This is a genomic window from Qiania dongpingensis (assembly GCF_014337195.1).
Taxonomy (GTDB): Bacteria; Bacillota; Clostridia; order Lachnospirales; family Lachnospiraceae; genus Lientehia; species Lientehia dongpingensis.
On the sequence record NZ_CP060634.1, the window covers coordinates 2,286,853 to 2,311,324 of the forward strand.

A 24,472-nucleotide genomic window follows, 5' to 3' on the forward strand; every position below is an offset into this window, starting at 1 on the left:
CCGCATCAATGATACAGAATTTTGACGCGGATGCCTTGGCTGTAATTTCCAAAATGCGTGCCATACAAAGTCAGGCCGCCTATATGCTTTGCGTGCTCAGGCACGGCGATCCGGAAAAGGAATCCGGCCGCTGTGTCTGTTTTTATGTCCTGGATCGTGACATCATTGAGGGGAAGGCCGTCGATGAAGGTCCCCAGCTGATTGACAGTCAAAAGCTTTAAAAGGCCGTACTGGTTCACCCTGGGCCACCATTCCGGATTCAGGCGGCCGGCCCTTTCACCGAAGTCGCCGGGGCAAGTCCAATATCCAAGCTCGGTCCCGTTCAGATAAAAATAGATATCCGACGGCCAGACGTCGCAGAAGCCCGGCGCCTCGGAGCTGATCTCGAAAGAGATCTGGATTTCGTCCAGAGTCTGGCCGCCGTTCAGATAATTGGGGATCAGATATTCAACAAAGCCCTGGGTGAACCAGAGGATATCGGCCTGGAACCGCTTAGGGGAAGCAAAAAACTGAGGCTGGTCCAGGGCTCCTATGATCTGGTCATGACTGGAGAGGCCGCAGGTAGGAGTTACCTGATAATTGGAGTAGCAGCCCACGTTAAACTCCGTATCATAGGATTCCCGCCCGGGGAATTCTTCCGCCAGCTTGATCAGTATGGTATCCTCGTTCAGATAGCAGACCTTTTGTGTGCCGCGTTTTCCCGCCACACTGGAGATACTGATGACACCGGCGGCGCTCAGCTTTTTCATATGAACGGAGATTGCCGCGTTGGACAGGCCGACGGCCCGGGCAATTTCGTTCATATTCATTTTGCGGTTTTCCATGAGCAGTTCTAATATCCGAAGGCGGATCTCGGAATCGAGTGCCTGAAACAAAGGCAGCGCTTCTTGCAGTTTATCATAATAGATCATGTCTTTTCTCCCGGTTTTTCCATATTCTAAGCATAATTATATCATATTTTTTTTGCATTGACAGATATTTCAGGAGATGCTATGCTCTAATTAATTAATGAAAACATGAAACATTAATATAAATATATAATATAAAGGAGGATAAGAAGATGAACCTGCCGAATACGATGAAGGCCGTCATGGCTTATGGAAGGAATGACTATGCGTTTTTGGAGGATGCGCCGGTGCCTCAGATAGAAAATCCGGATGATATCATTCTTAAAATCGACGCCTGCGGGATATGCGGGAGCGACGTCATGTGGTATCAGGGAGCGGATTCCTTTTGGGGAAATGAAAAAGAGAAGGGACCTATGGAACCGCCGGTGATACCGGGGCATGAATATACCGGGACCATAGTGGCCATGGGAGCAGGGGCTGCCTCTAAAGGGTATGCTCTGGGAGAACGGGTGGTAGCCGATATGATCAAGTTCTGCGGAGAATGTTTCTACTGTAAGCGCGGTGAGTATAACATGTGCGAGAATCAGCGGAACTTCGGACACCAGTCGGATGTGAACGGGGCGTTTGCGGAGTATATGCGGATCCCCGAAGGGACTGTGGTATACCGACTTCCGGCGGACATGCCATTGGATAAAGCAGTCCTGATCGAGCCGTTTTGCTGTGCCATGCACGGAGTGGAAAGAGCCAGGATAACGAAGGAAGACCTGGTCGTCATCTCTGGTATGGGATGTATCGGCCTTGCCATGGTGAGCATCGCCAGGAAATATGAGCCCAGGATGATCGTGGGGCTGGAAATGAATCCCGCGCGAATGGAGCTGGCAAAGAAATTTGGCTGCGATCTCGTCCTGAATCCAAAGGAAACGGATGTGGTGAAACGGGTGAAGGAACTCACGGAAGGAAGAGGCTGTGATGTCTACCTGGAAGTGGCGGCCCATCCCAGCAGCGTTTACCAGGGCCTGGATATGATTCGCAAAAAAGGACGGTTTGTTCAGTTCAGCGCTCTGCCGGAGGAGATAACTTATGATTGGACCATTATTGGAGACCGGAAAGAGCTGGACATCTATGGCTCCTATACCAGCTGTCATTGTTTTGAGAAAGTGATCCAGGGGTTATATGACGGGTCGCTTAAATCGGAGGGCATGATCACCCACCGGTATTCTCTGGACCGGTTTTTCGAGGCGGTGGAAAAGGCGGCCCGAAAGGAGCCGGATGTCATAAAGATCGTTATGACCATGGACGGAAAGGAGTGACCTTATGCCTTACATAGAAAGAGACGGGGTAAAGATTCATTTTGAAGAGGAGGGAAGGGGTGAACCGCTTCTTCTCCTCATGGGACTGGGGGCCGGCTTGTCCGCATGGGAGCCTCACAGACAGGTATATCGGAACTACTTCCGATGCATCAGCGTGGACAATCGGGGAGCCGGACTGTCCGACTCGGGAAAAGCTGAAGACTGTACTACGGAGTCCATGGCGGCGGACGCGGCGGCCGTACTGGATTCCCTGGATATTAAAGGCGCTCATGTGGCCGGGATCTCCATGGGAGGGGCCATTGCCCAGATGCTGGCGGTTTTCCGGCCGGAGCTGGTGAAATCCCTTCTTCTGATCAATACCTTCGCCAGGCCTGCGCCTTATATGAGACGGATAATGGGCACGTTTCAGGATTGTTATGATTGTCTGACACCTCTGGCCTTTGACCGCCTGCTCCAGGAATTCATCTATTCTCCCGCCACCTTTGCAGGGCATCCGGAGGTCCTCGCGGAAAGGGAGAGGGAGCTTGAGCAGAATACAGAGAGCAGAATGACGGCAGACGCGTTCCGGGCGCAGTGCGAGGCATGTATGGGCCATGACGCGCTGCCATATTTGGAACGGATCCGCGTCCCGGCCCTCGTAGTGGCCGGGAAGGCAGATATCCTTACGCCGCTTTCCTATGCAGAGGAGCTGAAAAACCGGATTCCCGGAGCAAAGCTGTATGTGAATGAAGGAGGCCATGTGCAGCATTTTGAACATTTAGACGTATTCAACCGGATAACCCTGGAATTTTTGAAAAAATGTCCGGGGCAGAAGGAGGCGGGGATATGAAATACGGCGCCCAGACTTATGCGTGGCAGATGTCCTATGGCACATATAAGGGAAAAATTCCTCATATATTGGATATCTGTGCCCAGGCGGGGTTCGGCGGCCTGGAAATTGAAACTACTATGCTGGGGGAGTATGGAGAAAAACCGCAGGAGCTGAAAAAAGAGTTTGACAAAAGAAACATGACGCTTACGGCAGTCGGTGTGCCGCTCCCCTGGGGGACGGCTGAAGAAGACGAAATTTTGGAGACGGCCAGGCTGTCCTTTGATGCGGCCGCGCCTTTCGGCGGGATACTGATGTCCTTTTCCATCATCCCTCCGGCCGCACCCTTCGAAAAACGGGAAAGAGAACAGAAGGAGTTTCTGGAATTTCTGGCCAGGCTGGGGGAAATGGCAAAGGCGGCAGGATATCCTCCGTCTTTCCATACAAATTCATCGCCTTTATCTCTGTTTCACTGCAGAGAGGATTATGAGCTTCTAAAGAGGTTTTTCGAAGACAGCGGCATGGGTTTTACCCCGGACGCAGGCCATATTGCCCACGGCGGAATGGACGTGGAAGAAATCTTCCGCCTTTTTATGCCACATATCTGCCATGTTCATTTTAAAGATATGGGAAAGAACGGCCTGTGGACGCCGATGGGAGAAGGGGTGATTCCCTTCCCGGAGCTGCTGGGATGCCTGAAAGAGGCGGATTACGGCGGCTGGATCGCAGTAGAGGAGGAATCTCCGCAGGCGGTGCTGCGGCCGGATGAAACTATGCTGCAGGACGGTGTGTACCTGCAGAAGATAAAATTGTAAAAAGATATCAGAAAGGAGTTTATATGAAACCTGAAGAGAAAAGAAAACTGCTGAAAGAAGAGATGAAACGGACAGGAGGAATCCTCCGCCTCGCACCCTGCTGGGTGACGAGGACGACGCTGCCGGCCGGAAGGAGGATGAAGCTTGATGTGAGGGACTTGTATCCCAGGGGACTGAAGGCCGGTCCGGTATGTGAGAGATGGTTTGCTTCCACAGGCATGGCGGACAACGGCGAGACCACGGGGCCGGACGAAGGACTCAGCTTTATTGTGTGCCGGACGGAGAATGGTGTGGAGAAGATTAAACTCAAAGAAGCCGTGGAATTGATCGGTGGTGAGATCCTGGGAGAAAAGATCATGAATGAGCGCGGAAAAATGACTTTCTTTGCGAAATTCTATGATTTCTCTGTGCCCATTAACCATCATGTGCATCTGATGGAGGAACAGGCGGCTCTGGTCGGGGTGGCACAAAAGCCGGAAGCATATTATTATCCAGTAGAGCTGAATGCCTATGACTATAGGGCAGGGTATACTTATTTCGGGTTGGACCCGCACCTTACAAAAAAAGAACTTAAAGCTTACCTGGAGAAATGGGACTGTGAAGACAACGGTATCCTGGAGCTTTCCAGGGCCTATAAGCTTAAGCTGGGCACCGGATGGGATGTGCCCGCCGGTATTCTTCATGCCCCCGGTTCCCTGGTAACATATGAGCCCCAGTATATGAGTGACTGCTCCATCTTTATGCAGAACCTGAACAATGATCTGGCAGCAGATGATTTTATGCTCTGGGATAAAGTTCCGGCTGATAAAAAGGGCGATTGGGATTACCTGATCAGCTGCCTGGATTGGGAGGCTAATACAGATCTGGATTTTAAAGAGCACCATTATCATGAGCCGGTTCCGGCGGGGGACGTGGGAGCCATGGAAGAAAAGGGATATTATGAAGAGTGGATCGTATACGGATCCAAAGAGTTCTGTGCAAAGCGTCTTGTTGTAAAGCCGGGGGCCTCGGTCACGATCCAGGACGAAGAAGCCTATGGCTTTATCATGATGCAGGGGAACGGGACCATAGACGGGCTTCCCATTGAGACACCTGCTTGTATCCGCTATGAGCAGCTGACCTGCGACGAATATTTTGTGTCGGAGCCGGCGGCAAGGAGGGGGGTAACGATTGCGAATCCCAGCGATAATTCGGATATTGTGATGCTGAAGCACTTTGGATATCCGGGCAAACAATTCTGACAAGTTTGCGAATGTTTGAATGTGTTTGAATATGTTTAAAATATTATAAAAAAATAAGAAAACCAACAAATTTCTTGTGCAAAAGTGTTGCGCTCAGACAAAAAATATGCTATTGTTTGTATGTAAATACAACAAAGTTGAACATCAGTACAAGCTGTATGTGCAAAGTGTTTGATTTTGTTCGTTACCATGAAAACAAAAAGAAATGTAAAAAGGAGGGTATTTTCATGAGGAAAAAGGTTTTATGTTTACTGATGTGCTTGGCTATGGTTGCTTCTGTGCTGGCCGGCTGTGGAAGCAAGAAAGCAGATGAGACCACGGCTGCCAAGAAGGAAGAGAAGACGACAGAAGCCAAAAAGGATGAGACGACTACCGCAGCCAAAGCTGACGAGACTACAGCTGCCAAGTCAGAGGGCAGCAGTGAAGGCGGAAAGTACGGATGTGCCGTCCCCAATGCTCAGAACTCTTTTTATGCAACATGTGTATCCGGCGTGGAAGAAGGCGTGAAACAGTATGATCCTACGGCTTCCGTAGTCGTAACAGATGCTTCCGGCGATTCCCGGAAGCAGATGGATCAGATAGCCGACCTGGTATCCCAGGGATGCAAGGCTATCATCTGTATCCCCATCGATTCCAACGCCATCATTCCGGCATTGGAAGAAGCCGCAAAAGCAGGCGTTCCCGTAATATGTATGGATACTCCGGCAGGCGAGACGGATGCGGTTGTTTCCACCGTTGTTTCCAATAACTACAGCGCAGGCGAGATCGCAGGACGCGCACTTCTGGAAGGCATCGGCGGAAAAGGTAAGATCGCGACCATCACTACCACCGGAAGCGAAGCGGTAAACGACAGAAAACAGGCTCTGTATGACCTGATCGAAAAAGAATTCCCCGATGTGGAGATCGTACAGGAGGAAATTGTACAGAACGCCACCACAGAAGAAGCTCTTACACTTATGGAGAATATCTGCCAGGCAAATCCTGATCTGGCGGGCGTATTCACCACCGGCGACGTATTTGCGATTGGAATCTGTTCCGCGCTGCAGTCCAACGGATATCAGCCCGGCGATGTAAAAGTCACCAGCGTAGACGGCACGACCAATGCGGTTGAGTTGATCGAATCCGGTTATCTGCTCGCGACAGCGGCACAGCTTCCCAAAGAACTGGGCATCCATAGTGTAAAGAACGCGTTGGATTATCTGAACGGCAAGGATGTTGAGAAGTTAGAAAATCTGGACTGCAAGGAAGTAAATAAGGACAACGCCAGTACATACGAAGGATTCTAAAATTCCGCAGACCTCACGTGCAGCAGTGTAACAAATCAATCAAACAGCAGGGCGGAATGCTTGACATTCCGCCCTGAATTTATTCGATGAAGGGGTAAGCGAAATGAGTGAACTTGCATTGAGAATGGTGGGCGTCAACAAGGTCTTCCCTGGTGTGAAGGCGCTTGACGACATTCACTTTGAGGTGGAGAAGGGAGAAATACACGCCCTTATCGGTGAAAACGGCGCCGGGAAGTCCACCCTGATCAAAATCCTCGCGGGTATCTATCAGCCGGACGGCGGAGAGATATTCATTGATGGAAAGCCCGTGAAGATGGACAACGTCATAACGGCAAGGGCACATGGCATCAGCGTGATTCATCAGGAGCTGAGTCTTGCCAAGAATATGACGGTGGCCGAGAATATTTTCATGGGGAAGTTTCCGTCCAAGAGCAAATACTTTGTGGATGATTCCGCGATGCTTGAGGAAACGGCGAAGCTTCTCAAGCTGATCGGCATGGAAGAGCTTCAGCCGGATACGCCCGTCTCCAGACTGAGCGTGGCGCAGCAGCAGATGGTAGAAATCTGCCGTTCCCTGTCGGAGGAAATAAAGATCCTGGTGATGGACGAACCCACGGCTTCTCTGGCCACGGCGGAAGTGGAGCGTCTTATGGATATTATGCGGATGCTGAAAAAGAAAGGCGTTACCATCATTTTTATCTCTCATAAATTGAATGAGATCTTTGAGATCTGCGACCGGATCACAGTCATGCGGGACGGTCAGTATATCGGCACCAGGGTCACGAAGGAGCTGCCGTACGAAGAACTGATCAATATGATGGTCGGACGTGATATCCAGAATGTTTATCCGCCCCATAAAACGAATCCCGGAGAAGTGCTCCTGGAAGCAAATCATATCAATTCCGACCGGGTGTTTGACGCGAGCTTCAAGCTGAGAAAGGGAGAAGTCCTGGGCTTTTACGGCTTGATGGGAGCTGGCCGTTCTGAACTTATGCGGGCTCTTCTTGGAATCGACAAAAGCACAAAGGAATCGGTGATCCTGGACGGGAAAAAGATTGTCATCAATAACCCGACAGAAGCCACAAAAGAGGGAATCGTGCTGGCGCCGGAGGACCGGAAATATGAGGGGCTGATCTTGAAACAGACGGTTGGCTTCAATATCACGCTTCCAATCCTGAGCAAGATCATCAAGGGGATCAAGCTGGATAAGAAGCTGAACGACGAGACCATCGAGAATATCGGAAAGCGCCTCAGAATAAAGACGCCGTCTTATGACGCAAAGGTAGTCAATCTGTCCGGCGGAAACCAGCAGAAGGTGGTTTTGGCGAAATGGCTTGTCACAAACCCTAAGGTGCTGATCCTGGATGAGCCCACAAGGGGAATCGATGTAGGCGCAAAACAGGAAATATATAAATTGATATATGAGATTGTAGAAATGGGCGTAGGCGTCATCCTGATCTCTTCTGAAATGCCGGAGGTTATGAATCTCTGCGACCGCATTTATGTGCTGCGGGAGGGAAAGATCACCGGGGAGATCGCAAAGGATGAGATCACGGAGCAGACCATTATGCAGTATGCGATAGGAGGAATTGAATCATGAGTGAAGCAAAAGCTGTTTCTGTGAAGAAGACAAATCCGGTGAAACAGTATCTCAATAATAACATCGGCATGTTGATCGGCCTGATTGCCATGTGTATCATTATTTCCATCCTGCAGCCGAACTTCCTGCAGGTAAAGAACCTGTTTAATATCATGCGGTCGATCTCCATAACCGGCATCATCGGTTTTGGTATGACGCTCTGTATCATCATCAACGGAATCGATCTTTCCCAGGGCTCTGTCATCGGATTCACATCCTGCTTCTGTGCATGGCTGCTGTCAAGCGTGGGCCTTCCGTTCTGGGCGGCCATCTTGGGCGCCCTCGCCGCCGGTTCCCTGTTCGGCGTTTTCAACGGAGCATTGCTGGCGAATACATCCCTGCCTCCCTTTGTAGTCACCCTGGCCACCCAGCTTATCGGCCGCGGCGGCTGCTACGTCATCACAAGAGGGAATATGATCAACGTGGATCCTGCGTTCGGCCAGCTGGGAAACGGGTATCTGTTCAATGTCATTCCTCTGCCTGTGATCTACCTGCTGGTTATCTTCGTTGTCATGTTCCTTTTGCTGGGTAAATCGAAATTTGGGCGCTGTGTTTACGCCATCGGCGGAAACCGGGAGGCAGCCCGCTTCACCGGCATCAAGATCAAAAAGGTGACTTGGATCGTGTACTCGATCTCCGGCTTTCTGGCCGCTGTCTGCGGGATCATCTCATGTTCCCGAATCACAACGGGACAGCCCACCACCGGAAACGCAATGGAGTTTGACGCGGTGGCGGCCTGCTATCTGGGCGGCATCAGCTACCTGGGCGGTGAAGGAAGGATTGGCAGCACTTTGCTTGGCGCCATCGTACTTGGCGTTCTCGCAAACGGCATGAGTATGCTGCAGGTGCCCTGGTATGTGCAGAATATCACAAAAGGATGTATCATCCTGGCGGCCGTATTCTTTGACGTCATGAGGAAGGAAAAAGGAAAATCCAAATAACAGCAGGAAGAAAGGAGAAACGATGAGGACGATTCAAGCAAAACCCCTTACGGTGGAGGGTTTCCGTCCATACGGCAGCTTTGCCAGTATGCTGGAGCCTTCGGGAAATTGTTTTGACGGAGGAGAAAGTGCCTTTTACCCAGATCCGGTGACCCTGTCGGTCAGCGGAAGAGAGCAGATCGCGTTTTCTCCGCTCACGGTGAACAGACCGGAAAAAATGGTGATCAAGGCGGCCGAGTACCATAATTGGACGGGAGAAGGGATCTTCTTCGTGGACGACGATGCCGTGATGCATGTGGCGCCGCCTTCCAAACATGTGATCACTCCGGAGAAGACAGAGGCGTTTATCGTGCCGAAAGGGACTTTGGTGAAACTGAATACCGGCGTATGGCACCTGTCCCCGTACCCTCTCCACAACGACGTACTTCATCTGATGATCGTGATGCCGGAGCGGGTATATGGAAACGACTGTATTGTATGTGACTTCCCGGAAGAGGATTACATAGAGATTATCCTGTGAGACAAAAATTCATGAACTTGGAAAGGTCTGCTTCAGAAGGCAGAGAAAGGAATTCAAAATGGCACTTTCAAATTATGTAGAACTGCTTAACTACGCAAAGGAACACAAAATCACAATAGGGGCGTTCAATGCTCTGAATCTGGAGATCCTGCAGGCACTGGTGTCTGCAGCCAGCCGGAAGGACGCTCCCATCATCGTACAGACGTATCATAAGCACGTGGATTTCGCCGGGGCGGATTACATGCGCGCCATCGCGGAAGTGGCTTCCACCCATTCAAAAGTGAAAATCGCCATGGGCCTGGATCACGGACGTTCCTACGAGCAGGCAAAGCTCTGCATTGACGCGGGATACAGCGGAGTGATGATCGATCTGGCCTCCGAGGATTATGATTATAATGTGAAGGAGACCTGCCGGGTGGTAGAGGCGGCACATGCCAGGGGAATCTCCGTGGAAGCGGAGCTGGGCACCATTTCCGATGCGGACAGGACGCCGGAGGAGATCGCTCTGGGCTATACAGATCCGGAGATAGCGAGACGATTTGTAAAGGATACCGGCATCGACTGCCTGGCTGTTTCCATCGGGACGGCTCACGGCGTGTATAAGTATACCCCTAAGATCAACTTTGATCTGCTGAAGGAGCTGATCGATACGGTATCCTGCCCCATCGTCGTGCACGGAGGCTCCGGGACGCCGGATGAGGACGTGACGGAAATGGTCCGCATGGGAATAGCGAAGCTGAACGTCGGGACCGACTTCTTTATCGCCTATAACGAGGCGCTCTATGCGTTCTACAAGGAACACGGAGCCCGCTGCGATATCGCGGACGCGCTGGAGACAGCAAGGACAGCCGTGGAAAAAGTGGCGGAGCAGAGGCTGGATATCCTGACACAGTTCCGGGTATAAGTATGAAAGCGGTTTATATTGGGCTTGATGTGGGAACCTCCGGCTGCAAAGCGGCTCTGGTGGACCGGAGCGGGAAGATACTCGCCATGGCCCGCAGGGAATATGGCTTTGAGAGCCCGGAGCCTGGAATGGTGGAACTGAATCCGGCCACTGTGTGGAATGCGGTAAAGGAAACGCTGGCAGAAGCCGCGTCTCCGGAGGTTGAGATCCGCATGCTCGCGGTCTCCTCGATCGGGGAAGCCGTGGTCATGGTGGATAAGGACGGCGGAGTCCTCCGGAATGGGATTACTTATCTGGACCAGCGGGGACCGGAAACGGCGGAATATATCCGCGGCAGAATGGACGACAGGTATCTCCATGGGCTGACCGGCGTGCCGGTGAATCCGATGTACACCTTGAACCGCTGTATCTGGCTGAAGGAGCATCAGCCGGAGATTGTGGAAAAGACTGCCCATTATTTTATGTTCGGCGATTATATCACATATATGCTGACCGGGCAAAGGGTGATCGACCAGTCCAGCGCCTCCAGGACCATGCTGTTTGACGCGGGAAACCTGGAGTGGTCCCGGGAGATCGGGGAGAAATTCGGGGTGCCTGTGGAGAAGTTCTCCCCGGTGGCATCCACAGGTGCGGTAGTCGGAAGGATACGGAAGGAACTGGCGGAAGAAATCGGGCTTCCGTATGATCTGAAGATAGTCCTGGGATGCCATGACCAGTGCAGCGCCCTTTTAGGGTCAGGCGCCGTGAAGCCGGGCGATATCATGGCCGGCGAGGGATCCACGGAAAGCATCAATCTGATCATTCATAAAGAAAATTTTAATGATTCTTTCTTTGAAAATCAGCTTTGCTTTGAGCCTTATATTCAGCCGGGACAGTATATCATTCCCGTTGGACAGCTGTCCCATGGCACCAGCATACGGTGGTTCGTAAACGAGTTCGGCGCGGATTTTAAGGCGGAGAGAAGCGGGCTGTCCTCAGGAATGGGCGGCAGGAAAGTGGCTTTGGTGAAGCCGGAGAACGCGGGAAAGAGCATTTACGATCTGGCGAATGAATACTGTGCGCCGGATTCAGGCGATGTGTATTTTCTTCCTTATCTCTCCAGGGTAAAAAGCATGGACGCGTCAAATCAGGCTCTGGGAGTGTTCCTCGGGCTGGATGTGAACACAGGCCGGGCGCAGATGTACCGGGCGCTTCTGGAAGGACTGTGCTTCGAATCCAGGACCTGCTTTGATACGCTAAAGAAGGTGGGGCTTCCCATCCATAAAATAGTGGCTTCCGGAGGATGCTCCAAATCTCCGCTGTTCATGCAGATGAAAGCCGACGTGCTGCGCCAGCCCATTCATATTCTGGACAATCCGGACGCGGGCATCACAGGACTGGCCATGATCTGCGCGGTGGCCGACGGGGCTTATAAAAATTATGAAGAAGCCGCGGAGGTATTTGTCAAGACGGCGAGAGGATATGCTCCGGAAAACGATTATCAGGAAAAGTATGAGAAATACTGCCTGATCCGTGAAACAATGAAAGAGCTTTATCAGAAACTATAAAATTGAGAAAGACGCCGCGGCATAAAGGCCGCAGCGTCTTTTGCGTGTATGGAAGTTGGAAGCAGAGTACAAAATACTTTTTGAATATATTCTTTCACCCCTTTCCCATGTCTTGAGTTACATGATATAATGAAGGAAATGGAAATGGCCGCGGGCAATTTCCGGGAAAGGAACGGGATATTTCATGAATCTGAAAGCAAAGCAGGCAAGGGACATCCTTTTGAGCCTGGCGGGAGACTTGGCCGGCGGGTTTTTATATGCGCTTGGGATTTATTTTTTTGCAAAAAGCGCAGATTTTGCGCCAGGAGGGATTTCCGGTCTGGCCCTGATGGCCAATTATCTGTTTCACCTTCCCATAGGTGTGACCACCCTTTTGCTCAACGTGCCGCTTGTTTTGCTGAGCTATAAAATCTTAGGGAAGAAGTTCCTGGCGAAATCCTTCTTTTCCATGGCGGTCTGCACCATATTTCTGGATGTGATATTTCCTCATTTTCCCATATATACCGGAAGCCCGATCATGGCGGCCCTGTATTCCGGCGTGTGTCTTGGCGCCGGACTGGCTATTTTCTACATGCACGGTTCGTCCTCCGGAGGTACGGATTTTCTGACTATCTCCATCAAGGTCCTGAGGCCCCACCTGTCCATCGGAATGGTGACCATGAGCATTGATCTGGTGGTGATCTTGCTCGGATGGCCGGTATTTGGAAAGCTGGATGCGGTCCTGTACGGCCTTCTGTCCACCTTTATGGCGTCCATTGTGATCGACAAGATCATGTACGGGACCGGAGCGGGCAAGCTGGTCATCATCATCTCCGGCAGGGGAAGCGATATCGCGGCGGGTATCGGTGAAAGCTTTGAAAGAGGATCGACGATGATTCGGGCGATCGGGACCTATTCCAAAGAAGAACGGGAGGTGCTTTTGTGCGCCTGTTCCAAGGTGGAGGCGTATAAAGTGCGGCGTCTGGTAAATCAGGTCGACAGCGATGCTTTTGTTATGGTCATGGAGACCAATGAGGTATTCGGGGAAGGATTCAAGGCCCTGGATGTGAAAAAAGATATTCTTGGATAAGGAGGATGACATGAAGAAGGTTAAAATCACCATATTGAAAACGACACTGGATGAGGAATTGGCCAGAGAATATGGGGCGGAAGGGCTGGCGGCCTGTCCCATGATGAAAAAAGGGCAGGTTTTCTATGCGGATTATGCGAAGCCGGACGGTTTCTGTGACGAAGCCTGGAAAGCCATATACCAATATGTATTTGCATTGTCCCACGGGGCGGGAGACGGAGTTTTTTACTATGGCGACTGGATCAGGAAACCGGGCGTGGCCATCTGCAGCTGCAACGACGGTCTCCGCCCGGTGATCATGAAGCTGGAGGCTACCGCAGAGGAGTCGAAGATTGACTATACCCCGGTCCGCTGAGCCTTTGAAATACATACGCGCTGCTTTTATTTTGCTTTTGGATATTCGTTGCAGAGCAGGCGGTAAGGCGCTTCGTCTTCTTCAATAGTAGGAAAACGGCCCAGTTTTTCGTAGAAGCGGTTGTCCGTATTGTCATCGTTGCACATGGATACTTCTCCGATCAATACGGCGCCGGTTCCGGGCTCTACGCTGAAATCATGATACATATACGGGTAAATGGTAATGCTTTCTCCGGGCCTTAAGCGGACCTGGGTGCCGGCGGGGACGGTGTATTTGTGTCCGTCAGTGTGGACAGTCACATCTTCGTCCGAGTATTTTCCCTCATCATTCCGGTCAGCCATATATACGCGGATCAGAACGTTTCCGCCGCCGCGGTTGATGATATCTTCCATCTTGGTCCAGTGAAAGTGCATCGGCGCATACTGTCCTTCATTGACCATCAGAAGCTTTTCTGCATATACTTTGGGATACTGATCCTTTTTATGCTGATTTCCGTTGCGGATGGTGACGAGGGAGAAGCCAAGGGTATCAAAATGCCCTTCACCGTAATCGGTGATATCCCATCCGAGCATATTGTCCCGGATTTCATCGTATTCGTGATCCTTGTTCTTCCATTCCTCCGGTGTCCAGCCGAAGAAAGGGGGGAGCTCAAAATGGTGCTCTTTTATGAGAGCTTCCATGGCTTTGATCGCTTTGTTGATTTCAGAACGTTTCATGGCAGAATTCCTCCTGAAGTATGATTTTATATGGTAAATATTGTTAAGACAACTATATCATGTAAAGGAATTGATTGTCAATTGGATTGACAAATAGATGTTGATTCTAAATAGTAATAGAAGTGAAATTGAGAGAAGATATGGAATATATGCACAATACGGCGATGGATATGAGCGGATGGTGGAGATGAGAACGCGGACAACGATCAATGCGGAAGAAATGAAATACAACAACAGGGGAAGAATCCTGGATCATATCAGCAGGGAGCCCCTTTCCAGGGCGGAGCTCTCCAGGAGGACAGGACTGACCAGGGCGGGCGTGAGCAGGATCATGGACGAGCTGCTGGAAGAAGGGCTGGTCCGGGAATATGATCCTGTGGCGGGATCCGTAGGCCGAAAGCCTGTGGCTGTGGGCCTCAATGGTTCCCGCTATTATATCATAAGCCTGTGCCTGGAACGAAATTGTGCCACACTGGCACTGTGTGATTTTTCCGGACAGCCGCTCGTATCGGAGAGGCATAAGAGAGCCGGAGGCGCCAGAGACAGCGGAGAGGCAATGGAATTTTTTGCGGAGCGTATACAGGCCATGATAAGGGAAAAGAGACCGGCGGGAGAGCTTTTGGGAATGGGGATCATGGCGCCGGGTCCGCTTAACAGCAGGAGAGGACAGATATTGAATCCGCCGAATTTCCCACTTTGGCAGGGTGTAGAGATTGCAGATTATTATAAGAAGGAATTCTCTTGCCCCGTTTTTCTGGAGCAGAACGCCAGCGCTTATGCTCTGGCAGAGAACCGGTTTGGACTGAAAGGGAAGTATGAAACCTTTCTGGAGCTTTTGGTGGATACCGGACTGGGGGGAGGCCTGATCCTGGGAGGAGGCCTGTGGCCGGAGGGGAGAGGAAGTGAGTTCGGGCATATGACGATCGATATCCACGGGCCAAAGTGCAGCTGCGGGAATACCGGATGCGCCGAGTTATACGCGTCCATCCCCAATATCGTGGAAGCCGCGAAGAAAAGGGACAGGAGGCTCGACAGCTGGAGAGAAATCGTGCATCTTGCCGAGGCCGGGGATGAAGCCGGCCGTTCTGTCATATGGGAAGAGGCAGGCTATCTGTCGTCACTGATCGTAAATATGGTCAATATTCTGGATATCCAGGCGGTGGTGCTGAATGGGGAGATCACCTACAAGCCGGAGCTGCTGCTGAGTGCCCTTCAGAAAAAGGTGAGAGAGCAGGCGATGGAAGGCAGAGGCAGGGCAGAGATCCTGGTTACAATGCTGCCGGAGGACAAAGAAGCCGTGAGCGGCGCCAACCTGGTGCTGGAACAGTATATCCGGCGGAGCGAAAGCGGAGGAAGCATACGTTGTTCTTGATTTTTTACAGGGAATCAAGTACAATAAGGGTCTGAAAGAATGTAAACGAAATTCCGATGGAAGTTGACGGTGGTTTATGGGCATCATTAAGACGAAGAATCTGGTATATAACTATATAAAACGTGATGAAGAAGAAAAAATAGAAGAAGTCAGCGAAGCGGTCAAGAATGTGAGCCTGGATATTAAAGAAGGGGAGTTCGTGGCTATCCTGGGACATAACGGATCGGGCAAATCTACTCTTGCCAAACATATGAATGCTTTGCTGCTGCCGACGGAAGGCACCATTTGGATTGGGGGCAGGGATTCTCTGGATGAGGACAACCTCTGGAATATCCGGCAGACTGCCGGAATGGTGTTTCAGAATCCGGACAATCAGATCATCGCCAGCGTGGTAGAGGAAGACGTGGGATTTGGACCGGAGAATATCGGTGTGCCCACAGATGAAATCTGGAAGCGGGTCGATGAATGCCTGAAAGCGGTGGGGATGAGCGCGTACCGCACTCATTCACCCAACCGCCTGTCAGGCGGACAGAAGCAGAGAGTGGCCATTGCGGGAGTCATGGCCATGGAGCCTAAATGTATCGTTTTGGACGAGCCCACAGCCATGCTGGATCCCAACGGGCGGCGGGAGGTCATACGCACGGTGCTGGAACTGAATGAGAAAAAGGGAATTACGGTCATTTTGATCACCCATTATATGGAAGAGGTCATTCATGCGGACCGGATCATTGTCATGGACGAGGGAGAGATCGTCATGGAAGGAGTGCCGGAGGAAATCTTCAGCCGCGTGGAGGAACTGAAAAAATACCGGCTGGACGTGCCTCAGGTGACGGAGCTGGCATATGAGCTGAGGAAAAAGGGCGTGCCGATGCGGCCGTGTATTCTGACCGTGGAGGAGTTTGTGACAGAAATCATGGACACGTACAGGAAGCACAGCGAGTGAGGAAATGACATGGCGATTACATTGGAGCATGTGGAGTATAAATACAGCGAAGGCACCCCCATGGAAACGGATGCCCTGCACGATGTGAGTCTGGAGATAAAGGACGGTGAATTCATCGGTCTGATCGGACACACCGGATCTGGCAAATCTACGCTGATACAGCATTTGAACGGACTGATGCGGGCCACCTCCGGAGATATCCGGTATAACGGAGGCAGCATTTATGCGGAAGGATTTTCCATGAAGGAGCTGCGGAGCAGGGTAGGACTGGTGTTCCAGTATCCGGAGCACCAGCTTTTTGAGGTGGATGTCTTCACAGACGTGTGCTTTGGGCCGAAGAACCAGGGGCTTTCCAAAGAGGAGACGGAGGAGCGGGCGAAAGAGGCCCTGTCACTGGTCGGCATCGGAGAGAACTATTATAAAAAGTCTCCCTTTGAGCTGTCGGGAGGAGAAAAAAGAAGAGTGGCCATCGCGGGAGTGCTGGCCATGAGGCCGGAGGTGCTCATACTGGATGAACCAACGGCAGGACTGGACCCCAAAGGGCGGGACGAGATACTGGGGCAGGTCGTGAGGCTGCACCGGGAACGGGGCATGACCGTCATACTGGTATCCCACAGTATGGAGGACGTGGCGAAATATGTGGACAGAATCATGGTGATGAATCATGGGGAGCTGGTTTTCAATGATACGCCGAAAGCCGTGTTTGCACATTACAAGGAGCTGGAGAAGATGGGACTTGCGGCGCCGCAGGTGACCTATATTGCCCATGCCTTAAAGGATGCGGGATTTCCCATGAAGACAGACGTGATCACCGTAGAAGAGGCAGAAGAAGCGATTCTCTGCACTCTCGGTAAAGAAAGAGAGAAATAAACGCTCATGATGAGAGATATTACTTTGGGCCAGTATTATCCGGTACAGTCTCCTGTCCATAAACTGGACCCCAGAACAAAGCTGTTTGGAACGCTCGTGCTGATCGCCGCCCTTTTTGTGGCGGATAATCTTTTCTGCTATATCCTGGCGGCAGTATTCCTGTTTGGTACGATCCGGCTCTCCAAAGTGCCGGTGAAGCATATTGTGAAAGGGCTGAAGCCGGTGATCTTCCTGCTTTTGTTCAGCGTGGTGTTCAACCTGTTCCTGACAAGCGGCGAAGTCCTGGTCCGATTCTGGGTCTTTAAGATCACCCGCGAGGGGCTTCTGCGTTCAGGTATGATGGCAGTACGGCTAATTTTTTTGGTAATGGGGACTTCCCTGCTGACCTTTACCACTACGCCGAACCAGCTGACCGACGGATTGGAGCGGAGCCTTCGCTTCCTGAGGGTGGTGCGGGTGCCGGTCCATGAGATTGCGATGATGATGTCCATCGCTCTCCGTTTCATTCCCATTCTGGTGGAGGAGACGGATAAGATCATGAAGGCTCAGATGGCCAGGGGAGCGGATTTTGAATCCGGCGGGCTGATAAAAAAAGCGAAAGCGATGATTCCTCTCCTTGTGCCTCTTTTTATCTCTGCTTTCCGAAGAGCGTCGGATTTGGCCATGGCCATGGAAGCGAGATGCTATCATGGCGGAGAAGGGCGGACAAAAATGAAGCCTCTTCGGTACGCGGCGAGGGACCGGGCCGCTTATCTGGTCCTGCTGGGATTTCTTGCGTGTATCATCCTGCTTAAGATTTTCTTATAATACCGGCTGTACGGGAGAAGAGCAAATGGGAAAGGAGGCCGGTCCTGTGAAGCGGATCAAGCTTACGGTGGCGTACGACGGCACCAATTACTGCGGCTGGCAGTACCAGCCCAACGGCGTGACCATTGAAGAAGTACTTAACAAAGCTTTGTCGGAGCTGACAGGGGAGGATATCCATGTGATCGGAGCCAGCCGGACAGACTCCGGCGTACATGCTCTCGGAAACATTGCCGTATTTGATACGGAAACGAAGATTCCTTCGGAGAAGATCTGCTATGCGGTGAACCAGAGGCTGCCGGAGGACATTGCCGTGCAGTCTTCGGAGGAAGTGGATGCTTTTTATCATCCAAGGAAATGCAGTTCCTTGAAAACATATGAATACCAGATACTGAACCGCCGGTTTCCGAATCCGGTCAGAAGACTGGATTCTTATTTTGTCCATTGGCCCCTGGATGTGGAAAAGATGCAGGAGGCGGCGGCCTGCCTGGTGGGAGAGCACGATTTTTCAAGCTTTTGTTCGTCGGGGAGCCAGGCGGAGGATACCATCCGGAAGATATACGAGGCCTCGGTGACGAAGGACGGCGACAGGATCACGGTTCGCCTGACCGGAAATGGCTTCCTGTACAATATGGTGCGAATCATCGTAGGGACATTGATGGAGGTCGGGCGGGGCGCTTATCCTCCCGGCCATATGGAGGAGATATTGAATGCCAGGGACAGGAGGATGGCCGGAGTAAAAGCACCGGCCATGGGCCTGACGCTGATCGACATCCGGCCGGCCGGGAAGCCGGAACCGCTTTTGCGGAATACCAACCGCTGGATCGATTATTCCCTGTATCAGGCGGAGCTGGAAGAAAAGAAGAGGGTCTATATGGTCATCCACTCCTGTCGTGAAGAGGAGAGAACGCGGATGATCGTCCGCACCGCAAAGCAGGTTTTCCGCGATGGCGCCGAGGAGCTGTGGGTGCGGGAAGAGAACGGCCATGATGGTGAGGAAGCAGCTGGACCGTATCATCTGCGCCCGGCGGCCTCCGGAGACCTCCAGGGCTGGAAAATCATTCAAAAAACGGACAAAAGCTATTGAAATGCTCCACATATTCCAGGCTGTATTACGATTAAGGCGGATAGGTATGAAGAGAAACAAATTTCTTGCTGTTTTAGCTTCCATAGCTGTTGTGTTTACAATAAGTTCTTGCGAAAATAAGGAACCGAACAATCCGGACACGAAAAAGGAAACAGCAAATATTTTGGCAGAAAACGAGCAGGCGTGGGAAGGATGTTATCAATATAAAGAATTGGTCCGGCCTGGAAAAGAGTTTATAGTGGGGCCGAATGTATTAGAGTACGAGACGGATTATTATAAAAATGCGGTATATGTAGTATCGGAAGAAGGAACTCGTTTCTATTGTGAATCCAGGGCAGATGAAGACGGTTTTACAGATGGATATCTCAAATATGCCAATGATTTTGATGAAGCAGTTTTGGACGAGGAACTTGCGAAGACTTTGAATTACTGTTTTTTAAAATTTCGGGAGACAGAGTTTGATAAATTAGAAGCAGAAGGTTTGGAAGAGGTTTGGTCATTATTCTCTGATCCTGATCTGAAATTTGATTTAGGGGATTTTATTGGAAATAAAATTCGTTTATATCCTTCGGGAAGTGAATTAAACCGGCTTTTAGAATGTTGGGTTGAGGCAGGAGAAGGGAAAATCTATGTTGTAAAGCGGACAGATGTTACAATGTGGGAGAAATGTGATACATATAAATGACAGAAGAATCATTCAAAAAACGGACAAAAAAGCATTGACACACCCCACATAGTGTAATATAATGTAAAGGCTGTGACACTGGAACAGTGTCCATAAACGTATGTCTATTTATTGGCAGATAATAAGTAACCAAAGCCCCGGAATACTGTTTTCTGCCGTGGAAATAGAAGCACAGATTCGCGAGATTGAGTATTTGAAAGGTGAAATCCAAGGAGGTCAAACCAATGAAAACATTTATGGCTAGCCCGTCAACCATTGAGAGAAAATGGTATGTAGTTGACGCTTCCGCATATACATTAGGACGTCTGGCATCTGAAGTGGCAGCGGTCCTGAGAGGAAAGAACAAACCTACGTTCACTCCTCACATTGATACTGGAGATTATGTGATTATCGTTAACGCTGAAAAAGTAAAAGTAACCGGTAAGAAAATGGACCAGAAGATTTATTATAACCATTCCGAATATGTGGGCGGCATGAAAGAGACCACACTGAAGGAAATGATGGCGAAGAAGCCGGAAAAGGTTATTGAGCTGGCTGTTAAGGGAATGCTTCCCAAGGGACCTTTAGGCAGAGCAATGTATAGCAAGCTTCATGTGTACGCTGGACCTGATCATAAGCAGCAGGCTCAGAAACCGGAAGCTCTGACATTTTAATCGGAAGGTACTGAAAGGAGGAAATTACAGTGGCTAATTCAAAATTCTACGGAACAGGCAGAAGAAAGAAATCTATCGCGCGAGTTTACCTGACAGCAGGAACCGGCAAGATAACGATAAATAAAAGAGACATTGATGATTATTTCGGTCTTGAAACGCTGAAGGTAGTGGTACGCCAGCCCTTCGCGGCCACCGAGACAGAAGGAAAATTTGACGTGATGGTAAACGTAAGAGGCGGCGGCTTCACCGGCCAGGCCGGAGCTGTCCGTCACGGCATTTCCAGAGCGCTTCTCCAGGCAGACGGCGATTACCGTCCGGCTCTGAAAAAAGCAGGTTTCCTGACCAGAGACCCTCGTATGAAGGAAAGAAAGAAATACGGTCTCAAAGCAGCACGTCGCGCTCCGCAGTTCAGCAAGCGATAATCGACTGCTCAGACTATATCAAAATGGTTCAAAAACCCCGGAAAATCAAGGTTTTCCGGGGTTTTCTTATACCTAAATGGGCTGATATAGTTTGACCAAATTTGGCAAAACGAGAGCCGTTTTCACCCAATTTTTAGTGGTTAAATATAGGACAACCGCCAAAAATGGGGTCAAAAAACGGCCTTAGTGGTTAAAAAATAGGACAACCAGAGAGCAATTTCGGGGGTATTTTTGAGGGTGATTTTGGCACTCTCAGACACCGGATTTTTCGCTGGAGGGTTTGGCATAATCTGACCAAATCTGAACAATTAAATACGATTCTAATGCAGGCACTCAGTAACAAATAACTGGGTGCTTTTTTGTTTCAGAGATTCCGGCATTAGAAAGGGCCGTCACTTTATGATTTTGAAGTGGCGGCTTTTTCTATTTCCAGAAGCAACAGCAATAATTAGAAATGAGGTGAAGTCAATGAACACGCAAATCATCGCCATTGCCAACCAGAAAGGCGGCGTTGGCAAGACAACGACCTGTGCCAACTTGGGAATCGGGCTGGCGCAGGCCGGAAAGAAAGTCCTGCTGATCGACGGGGACCCGCAAGGGAGCCTGACAATCAGCCTGGGCCATCCCCAGCCGGACAAGCTGCCCTTTACGCTGTCGGACGCTATGGGGCGTATCCTGATGGATGAGCCGCTTCGTCCCGGCGAGGGTATCCTGCACCACCCAGAGGGTGTAGACCTGATGCCTGCGGACATCCAGTTATCCGGTATGGAGGTATCCCTGGTAAACGCCATGAGCCGTGAGACTATCTTGCGGCAATATCTGGACACGCTGAAGGGGCAATACTCCCATATCCTCATCGACTGCCAGCCCTCCCTGGGTATGCTCACAGTCAATGCGCTGGCCGCTGCGAACAGGATCATCATTCCCGTTCAGGCGGAGTATCTGCCCGCCAAAGGGCTGGAACAGCTGCTCTCCACGGTAAACAAGGTAAAGCGGCAGATCAACCCCAAGCTCCAGATAGACGGTATCCTGCTGACGATGGTGGACAGCCGAACCAACTTTGCCAAAGAGATCTCCGCGCTCCTGCGTGAGACCTATGGCAGCAAGATCAAAGTATTCGGCACAGAGATTCCCCACTCTGTCCGGGCAAAGGAAATTAGCGCAGAGGGAAAAAGTATTTTCGCCCATGATCCTGGCGGCAAAGTGGCAGAGGGGTATCGAAATCTGACGAAGGAGGTGTTGAAACTTGAAAAGCAGCGCGAAAAAAATAGAGCTGGCCTCGGTAGATGATCTATTCTCCACCGAAGAAGGCCGTCAAGATGCAAAGCTGGAAAAGATTCAGGAGATTCCGCTGTCTGAGCTGCATCCCTTTAGGAACCACCCATTCAAAGTCAAGGATGACGAAGCCATGATGGAGACCGCTGACAGTATCAAGCAGTATGGCGTTCTGGTTCCGGCGATTGCTCGACCGGACCCAGAGGGCGGTTATGAGCTGGTAGCCGGACACAGGCGGCACAGAGCCAGTGAGCTGGCAGGCAAGGAGACCATGCCGGTCATTGTTCGGGATTTGGATGATGATGCCGCCACGATCATTATGGTTGACAGCAACTTGCAGCGAGAAAGCTTGCTCCCAAGTGAAAGAGCCTTTGCCTACAAGATGAAGCTGGATGCCATGAAAAGACAGGCTGGCAGACCGAGTAAAGAAAATGTGTCCCAAGTTGGGACACAAAAGCGATCAGACCAGTTGCTTGCTGAACAGGTGGGGCAAAGTCGAAATCAAATTCAGCGCTATATCCGTCTGACAGAGTTGATTCCTGAATTGATGGATATGGTGGATGAAAAGAAGATTGCCCTGAACCCTGCCTATGAGCTGTCCTTTCTCAAAAAGGAAGAACAGGTAGACCTGCTGGACGCGATGGACAGCGAACAGGCTACCCCTTCTCTTTCTCAAGCCCAGCGGCTCAAGAAATACAGTCAGGAGGGGCATCTGACCCTCGATATGATGCGTGTCATCATGGGTGAGGAAAAGAAAAGCGATCTGGACCGAGTGACATTTACCTCTGACACCTTGCGGAAGTATTTCCCTAAAAGCTATACGCCCCAGCGGATGCAGGAAACTATTATCAAGCTGCTGGAACAGTGGCAGAAAAAACGCCAGAGAGATCAGGAACGATGAAAGGAGCCGCCTATGAGGGATATTTCAGCCCGCGAGCTGAAAGGACACAACATTCTCGCCGTAGAGAGGTTTTGGGATGACACACGCTGGATGATTGAGTTTTCCGTCCTGCGTCCCAGCACAGCTTACGGCAGTCCCGGAGAGGAAATGCGGCTGTTTTTGACCGAGGACGGGTATCAGGCCGCCCTGCAAAGCCAGCAGCGTCGGGAGATCAAGATCAAGCGTTACGCTCGTGTGATTGAGGGACATATCCTCGATTTCAAACCGGGAAAACACCGCCGCCACTCATAAACAAATCATTACTGCGAAAGGAAAGGATTGAAATGTGTACTGTAAAGGAAATCCGGGAAGCAATCCGGGAGGATTGCCATTCCCAGCATGGTATGGAATTTATAGAGATTGACCGTGTTCTGCAAACTCTGCCATTCTCTCAGGGAAATGACCTGTTGGACAGACCGCCCATTCCCAAGCGCCCCTACCGGCGCAGAAAAAGTGAACAAAACAGCTGACTGCCACAATTCTTTTTACAGGATTGTGGCTTTTTTCATACCCTGAGAAATTTGGAAGGAGTGAGGTCAATGGCCGTATTTCGCATTGAACGAACCAGAGATTATACCGTGATGAGCAATCACCATTTACGCAACGGGAAACTGTCCCTGAAAGCCAAGGGGCTGCTTTCCATGATGCTGTCCTTACCGGAGGACTGGAACTATACCACCAGAGGGCTTGCCGCCATCTGCAAAGAGGGCGTGGACGCTATCGGCGGCGCGCTGCGGGAGCTGGAAACTGCCGGGTACATTGTCCGCCATCAGCTGCGAGACCGGCAGGGTCGGATCAGCGATACCGAGTATGTTATCTACGAGCAACCACAGCCGAAGAACCCGGATACGCCCCAGCCGGATACGGCTTCACCAGATACGGAAAACCCGGATATGGTAAAACCGGATACGGAAAAGCCCGCAGAATTAAATATAGAGAAATCAAATACAGAAAAAACAATTACTTATGGATCAAGTACCGATTCTATTCCCTTCCGGGAGCCAGCGGCAGCACAGCTGCCGGAACGGAAAGGAAGGGATGCGATGTCTGTCTCAGAGATGGAAAGTTATCGGGATTTGATTCTGGAGAACATCGAGTATGACCACCTGTGCCGGGAGTTTACCACCTACCGGGAGGACCTGGACGAGATTGTGGAGCTGATGGTGGAGACCGTCTGCGCCAAGCGGAAAACCACCCGGATCGCTGGCAGCGACTTCCCCCATGAGGTGGTCCGCTCCCGTTTTTTGAAGCTGGATTGCTCCCACATCGAGTTTGTCATGGAATGCCTGCGGAACAATACCACCGAAATCCGCAACATGAAGCAGTATCTGCTTGCGGTGCTGTTTAATGCGCCGACCACGATCAGCAACCACTACACCGCACAAGTTAACCATGATATGTACGCAGGCGGCTGGTAAGCAG

The 24,472-nt window shown here is 50.9% G+C and carries 27 protein-coding genes; 25 read left to right on the forward strand and 2 right to left on the reverse strand.

The genetic code is table 11. The features are described from left to right. Positions 1 to 5: 5 nt before the first annotated feature. Positions 6 to 911 (reverse strand): ArsR/SmtB family transcription factor, encoded by a 906-nt coding sequence (locus tag H9Q78_RS10670; protein WP_249301659.1) that lies wholly within the window; start codon positions 909 to 911, stop codon positions 6 to 8. A gap of 149 nt (positions 912 to 1,060) precedes the next feature. Here H9Q78_RS10670 and H9Q78_RS10675 point away from each other — a divergent pair, with 149 nt between their 5' ends. From H9Q78_RS10675 to H9Q78_RS10730, 12 genes are all read left to right on the forward strand, one after another. Then, the gene (locus tag H9Q78_RS10675) at positions 1,061 to 2,158 is read left to right on the forward strand and encodes an alcohol dehydrogenase catalytic domain-containing protein (RefSeq protein ID WP_249301661.1); all 1,098 of its coding nucleotides are present in this window, start codon (positions 1,061 to 1,063) and stop codon (positions 2,156 to 2,158) included. Between the two features lie 4 nt (positions 2,159 to 2,162). Continuing rightward, positions 2,163 to 2,987 carry an alpha/beta fold hydrolase gene (locus tag H9Q78_RS10680; RefSeq protein WP_249301663.1) on the forward strand — a complete coding sequence of 275 codons (825 nt, stop codon included), beginning with the start codon at positions 2,163 to 2,165 and terminating at the stop codon, positions 2,985 to 2,987. Continuing rightward, positions 2,984 to 3,781: a sugar phosphate isomerase/epimerase family protein gene (locus H9Q78_RS10685; protein WP_249301665.1), complete on the forward strand. Its 798-nt coding sequence runs from the start codon at positions 2,984 to 2,986 to the stop codon at positions 3,779 to 3,781. The genes H9Q78_RS10680 and H9Q78_RS10685 overlap by 4 nt, the downstream gene beginning before the upstream one ends. A gap of 23 nt (positions 3,782 to 3,804) precedes the next feature. After that, positions 3,805 to 5,022, forward strand: a complete 1,218-nt coding sequence (locus H9Q78_RS10690; RefSeq protein WP_249301667.1) for a hypothetical protein — start codon at positions 3,805 to 3,807, stop codon at positions 5,020 to 5,022. Between the two features lie 227 nt (positions 5,023 to 5,249). Next, positions 5,250 to 6,308, forward strand: a complete 1,059-nt coding sequence (locus H9Q78_RS10695; protein ID WP_249301669.1) for a sugar ABC transporter substrate-binding protein — start codon at positions 5,250 to 5,252, stop codon at positions 6,306 to 6,308. A 103-nt stretch (positions 6,309 to 6,411) separates the two neighbouring features. Further along, positions 6,412 to 7,908, forward strand: coding sequence for a sugar ABC transporter ATP-binding protein (locus H9Q78_RS10700; RefSeq protein ID WP_249301671.1), 1,497 nt, complete (start codon positions 6,412 to 6,414; stop codon positions 7,906 to 7,908). Beyond that, complete coding sequence (locus H9Q78_RS10705; protein ID WP_249301672.1) at positions 7,905 to 8,888, forward strand: ABC transporter permease; 984 nt, start codon at positions 7,905 to 7,907, stop codon at positions 8,886 to 8,888. Before H9Q78_RS10700 ends, H9Q78_RS10705 begins: the two co-directional genes overlap by 4 nt. Positions 8,889 to 8,910: 22 nt before the next feature. Continuing rightward, a complete protein-coding gene (locus tag H9Q78_RS10710) occupies positions 8,911 to 9,408 on the forward strand; it encodes an ureidoglycolate lyase (RefSeq protein WP_249301674.1) in 498 nt (165 codons plus the stop codon). A 58-nt stretch (positions 9,409 to 9,466) separates the two neighbouring features. Next, positions 9,467 to 10,312: a class II fructose-bisphosphate aldolase gene (locus H9Q78_RS10715; protein ID WP_249301676.1), complete on the forward strand. Its 846-nt coding sequence runs from the start codon at positions 9,467 to 9,469 to the stop codon at positions 10,310 to 10,312. Positions 10,313 to 10,314: 2 nt separating this feature from the next. Further along, positions 10,315 to 11,859 (forward strand): FGGY-family carbohydrate kinase, encoded by a 1,545-nt coding sequence (locus H9Q78_RS10720; protein WP_249301679.1) that lies wholly within the window; start codon positions 10,315 to 10,317, stop codon positions 11,857 to 11,859. Between the two features lie 184 nt (positions 11,860 to 12,043). Further along, positions 12,044 to 12,928 carry a YitT family protein gene (locus H9Q78_RS10725; protein ID WP_249301681.1) on the forward strand — a complete coding sequence of 295 codons (885 nt, stop codon included), beginning with the start codon at positions 12,044 to 12,046 and terminating at the stop codon, positions 12,926 to 12,928. A gap of 10 nt (positions 12,929 to 12,938) precedes the next feature. Then, the gene (locus H9Q78_RS10730) at positions 12,939 to 13,283 is read left to right on the forward strand and encodes a TIGR04076 family protein (RefSeq protein WP_249301683.1); all 345 of its coding nucleotides are present in this window, start codon (positions 12,939 to 12,941) and stop codon (positions 13,281 to 13,283) included. 26 nt (positions 13,284 to 13,309) lie between these two features. Here the strand turns inward: H9Q78_RS10730 and H9Q78_RS10735 are convergent, their stop codons facing one another. Beyond that, positions 13,310 to 13,999, reverse strand: a complete 690-nt coding sequence (locus H9Q78_RS10735) for a D-lyxose/D-mannose family sugar isomerase (RefSeq protein ID WP_249301685.1) — start codon at positions 13,997 to 13,999, stop codon at positions 13,310 to 13,312. A 187-nt stretch (positions 14,000 to 14,186) separates the two neighbouring features. Here H9Q78_RS10735 and H9Q78_RS10740 point away from each other — a divergent pair, with 187 nt between their 5' ends. The 13 genes from H9Q78_RS10740 (at position 14,187) to H9Q78_RS10800 (ending at position 24,468) form a co-directional block, all read left to right on the forward strand. Continuing rightward, positions 14,187 to 15,371, forward strand: coding sequence for an ROK family transcriptional regulator (locus H9Q78_RS10740; RefSeq protein WP_249301686.1), 1,185 nt, complete (start codon positions 14,187 to 14,189; stop codon positions 15,369 to 15,371). A gap of 76 nt (positions 15,372 to 15,447) precedes the next feature. Beyond that, positions 15,448 to 16,314 carry an energy-coupling factor transporter ATPase gene (locus H9Q78_RS10745; protein WP_249301688.1) on the forward strand — a complete coding sequence of 289 codons (867 nt, stop codon included), beginning with the start codon at positions 15,448 to 15,450 and terminating at the stop codon, positions 16,312 to 16,314. Between the two features lie 9 nt (positions 16,315 to 16,323). Next, positions 16,324 to 17,184, forward strand: a complete 861-nt coding sequence (locus H9Q78_RS10750) for an energy-coupling factor transporter ATPase (RefSeq protein WP_249301690.1) — start codon at positions 16,324 to 16,326, stop codon at positions 17,182 to 17,184. 6 nt (positions 17,185 to 17,190) lie between these two features. After that, positions 17,191 to 17,991, forward strand: coding sequence for an energy-coupling factor transporter transmembrane component T family protein (locus H9Q78_RS10755; protein WP_249301692.1), 801 nt, complete (start codon positions 17,191 to 17,193; stop codon positions 17,989 to 17,991). Between the two features lie 46 nt (positions 17,992 to 18,037). Then, the gene (gene truA / locus H9Q78_RS10760; protein WP_249301693.1) at positions 18,038 to 19,075 is read left to right on the forward strand and encodes a tRNA pseudouridine(38-40) synthase TruA; all 1,038 of its coding nucleotides are present in this window, start codon (positions 18,038 to 18,040) and stop codon (positions 19,073 to 19,075) included. A gap of 46 nt (positions 19,076 to 19,121) precedes the next feature. Further along, entirely contained in the window at positions 19,122 to 19,760 is a 639-nt protein-coding gene (locus H9Q78_RS10765; protein WP_249301695.1) for a hypothetical protein, read from the forward strand. Positions 19,761 to 19,984: 224 nt separating this feature from the next. Further along, complete coding sequence (gene rplM / locus H9Q78_RS10770; protein ID WP_147595122.1) at positions 19,985 to 20,413, forward strand: 50S ribosomal protein L13; 429 nt, start codon at positions 19,985 to 19,987, stop codon at positions 20,411 to 20,413. Positions 20,414 to 20,442: 29 nt separating this feature from the next. Next, positions 20,443 to 20,835, forward strand: a complete 393-nt coding sequence (gene rpsI / locus H9Q78_RS10775) for a 30S ribosomal protein S9 (RefSeq protein ID WP_249301696.1) — start codon at positions 20,443 to 20,445, stop codon at positions 20,833 to 20,835. Between the two features lie 468 nt (positions 20,836 to 21,303). Next, positions 21,304 to 22,125 (forward strand): ParA family protein, encoded by an 822-nt coding sequence (locus tag H9Q78_RS10780; protein ID WP_097770162.1) that lies wholly within the window; start codon positions 21,304 to 21,306, stop codon positions 22,123 to 22,125. Then, the gene (locus H9Q78_RS10785) at positions 22,082 to 23,011 is read left to right on the forward strand and encodes a ParB/RepB/Spo0J family partition protein (RefSeq protein WP_097770161.1); all 930 of its coding nucleotides are present in this window, start codon (positions 22,082 to 22,084) and stop codon (positions 23,009 to 23,011) included. Before H9Q78_RS10780 ends, H9Q78_RS10785 begins: the two co-directional genes overlap by 44 nt. A 12-nt stretch (positions 23,012 to 23,023) precedes the next feature. Then, entirely contained in the window at positions 23,024 to 23,302 is a 279-nt protein-coding gene (locus H9Q78_RS10790) for a DUF5720 family protein (RefSeq protein WP_097770160.1), read from the forward strand. 26 nt (positions 23,303 to 23,328) lie between these two features. After that, positions 23,329 to 23,520 (forward strand): hypothetical protein, encoded by a 192-nt coding sequence (locus H9Q78_RS10795; protein WP_432211849.1) that lies wholly within the window; start codon positions 23,329 to 23,331, stop codon positions 23,518 to 23,520. 69 nt (positions 23,521 to 23,589) lie between these two features. Beyond that, a complete protein-coding gene (locus tag H9Q78_RS10800; protein WP_117509620.1) occupies positions 23,590 to 24,468 on the forward strand; it encodes a DUF6017 domain-containing protein in 879 nt (292 codons plus the stop codon). The last annotated feature ends 4 nt before the right edge of the window (positions 24,469 to 24,472 follow it).

What these genes read in the sequence shown, in the direction of transcription:
- H9Q78_RS10670 (WP_249301659.1), bottom strand. Translation starts at nt 911, where the DNA reads ATGATCTATTATGATAAACTGCAAGAAGCGCTGCCTTTGTTTCAGGCA.
- H9Q78_RS10675 (WP_249301661.1), top strand. Translation starts at nt 1,061, where the DNA reads ATGAACCTGCCGAATACGATGAAGGCCGTCATGGCTTATGGAAGGAAT.
- H9Q78_RS10680 (WP_249301663.1), top strand. Translation starts at nt 2,163, where the DNA reads ATGCCTTACATAGAAAGAGACGGGGTAAAGATTCATTTTGAAGAGGAG.
- H9Q78_RS10685 (WP_249301665.1), top strand. Translation starts at nt 2,984, where the DNA reads ATGAAATACGGCGCCCAGACTTATGCGTGGCAGATGTCCTATGGCACA.
- H9Q78_RS10690 (WP_249301667.1), top strand. Translation starts at nt 3,805, where the DNA reads ATGAAACCTGAAGAGAAAAGAAAACTGCTGAAAGAAGAGATGAAACGG.
- H9Q78_RS10695 (WP_249301669.1), top strand. Translation starts at nt 5,250, where the DNA reads ATGAGGAAAAAGGTTTTATGTTTACTGATGTGCTTGGCTATGGTTGCT.
- H9Q78_RS10700 (WP_249301671.1), top strand. Translation starts at nt 6,412, where the DNA reads ATGAGTGAACTTGCATTGAGAATGGTGGGCGTCAACAAGGTCTTCCCT.
- H9Q78_RS10705 (WP_249301672.1), top strand. Translation starts at nt 7,905, where the DNA reads ATGAGTGAAGCAAAAGCTGTTTCTGTGAAGAAGACAAATCCGGTGAAA.
- H9Q78_RS10710 (WP_249301674.1), top strand. Translation starts at nt 8,911, where the DNA reads ATGAGGACGATTCAAGCAAAACCCCTTACGGTGGAGGGTTTCCGTCCA.
- H9Q78_RS10715 (WP_249301676.1), top strand. Translation starts at nt 9,467, where the DNA reads ATGGCACTTTCAAATTATGTAGAACTGCTTAACTACGCAAAGGAACAC.
- H9Q78_RS10720 (WP_249301679.1), top strand. Translation starts at nt 10,315, where the DNA reads ATGAAAGCGGTTTATATTGGGCTTGATGTGGGAACCTCCGGCTGCAAA.
- H9Q78_RS10725 (WP_249301681.1), top strand. Translation starts at nt 12,044, where the DNA reads ATGAATCTGAAAGCAAAGCAGGCAAGGGACATCCTTTTGAGCCTGGCG.
- H9Q78_RS10730 (WP_249301683.1), top strand. Translation starts at nt 12,939, where the DNA reads ATGAAGAAGGTTAAAATCACCATATTGAAAACGACACTGGATGAGGAA.
- H9Q78_RS10735 (WP_249301685.1), bottom strand. Translation starts at nt 13,999, where the DNA reads ATGAAACGTTCTGAAATCAACAAAGCGATCAAAGCCATGGAAGCTCTC.
- H9Q78_RS10740 (WP_249301686.1), top strand. Translation starts at nt 14,187, where the DNA reads ATGAGAACGCGGACAACGATCAATGCGGAAGAAATGAAATACAACAAC.
- H9Q78_RS10745 (WP_249301688.1), top strand. Translation starts at nt 15,448, where the DNA reads ATGGGCATCATTAAGACGAAGAATCTGGTATATAACTATATAAAACGT.
- H9Q78_RS10750 (WP_249301690.1), top strand. Translation starts at nt 16,324, where the DNA reads ATGGCGATTACATTGGAGCATGTGGAGTATAAATACAGCGAAGGCACC.
- H9Q78_RS10755 (WP_249301692.1), top strand. Translation starts at nt 17,191, where the DNA reads ATGATGAGAGATATTACTTTGGGCCAGTATTATCCGGTACAGTCTCCT.
- H9Q78_RS10765 (WP_249301695.1), top strand. Translation starts at nt 19,122, where the DNA reads ATGAAGAGAAACAAATTTCTTGCTGTTTTAGCTTCCATAGCTGTTGTG.
- rplM (WP_147595122.1), top strand. Translation starts at nt 19,985, where the DNA reads ATGAAAACATTTATGGCTAGCCCGTCAACCATTGAGAGAAAATGGTAT.
- H9Q78_RS10780 (WP_097770162.1), top strand. Translation starts at nt 21,304, where the DNA reads ATGAACACGCAAATCATCGCCATTGCCAACCAGAAAGGCGGCGTTGGC.
- H9Q78_RS10790 (WP_097770160.1), top strand. Translation starts at nt 23,024, where the DNA reads ATGAGGGATATTTCAGCCCGCGAGCTGAAAGGACACAACATTCTCGCC.
- H9Q78_RS10800 (WP_117509620.1), top strand. Translation starts at nt 23,590, where the DNA reads ATGGCCGTATTTCGCATTGAACGAACCAGAGATTATACCGTGATGAGC.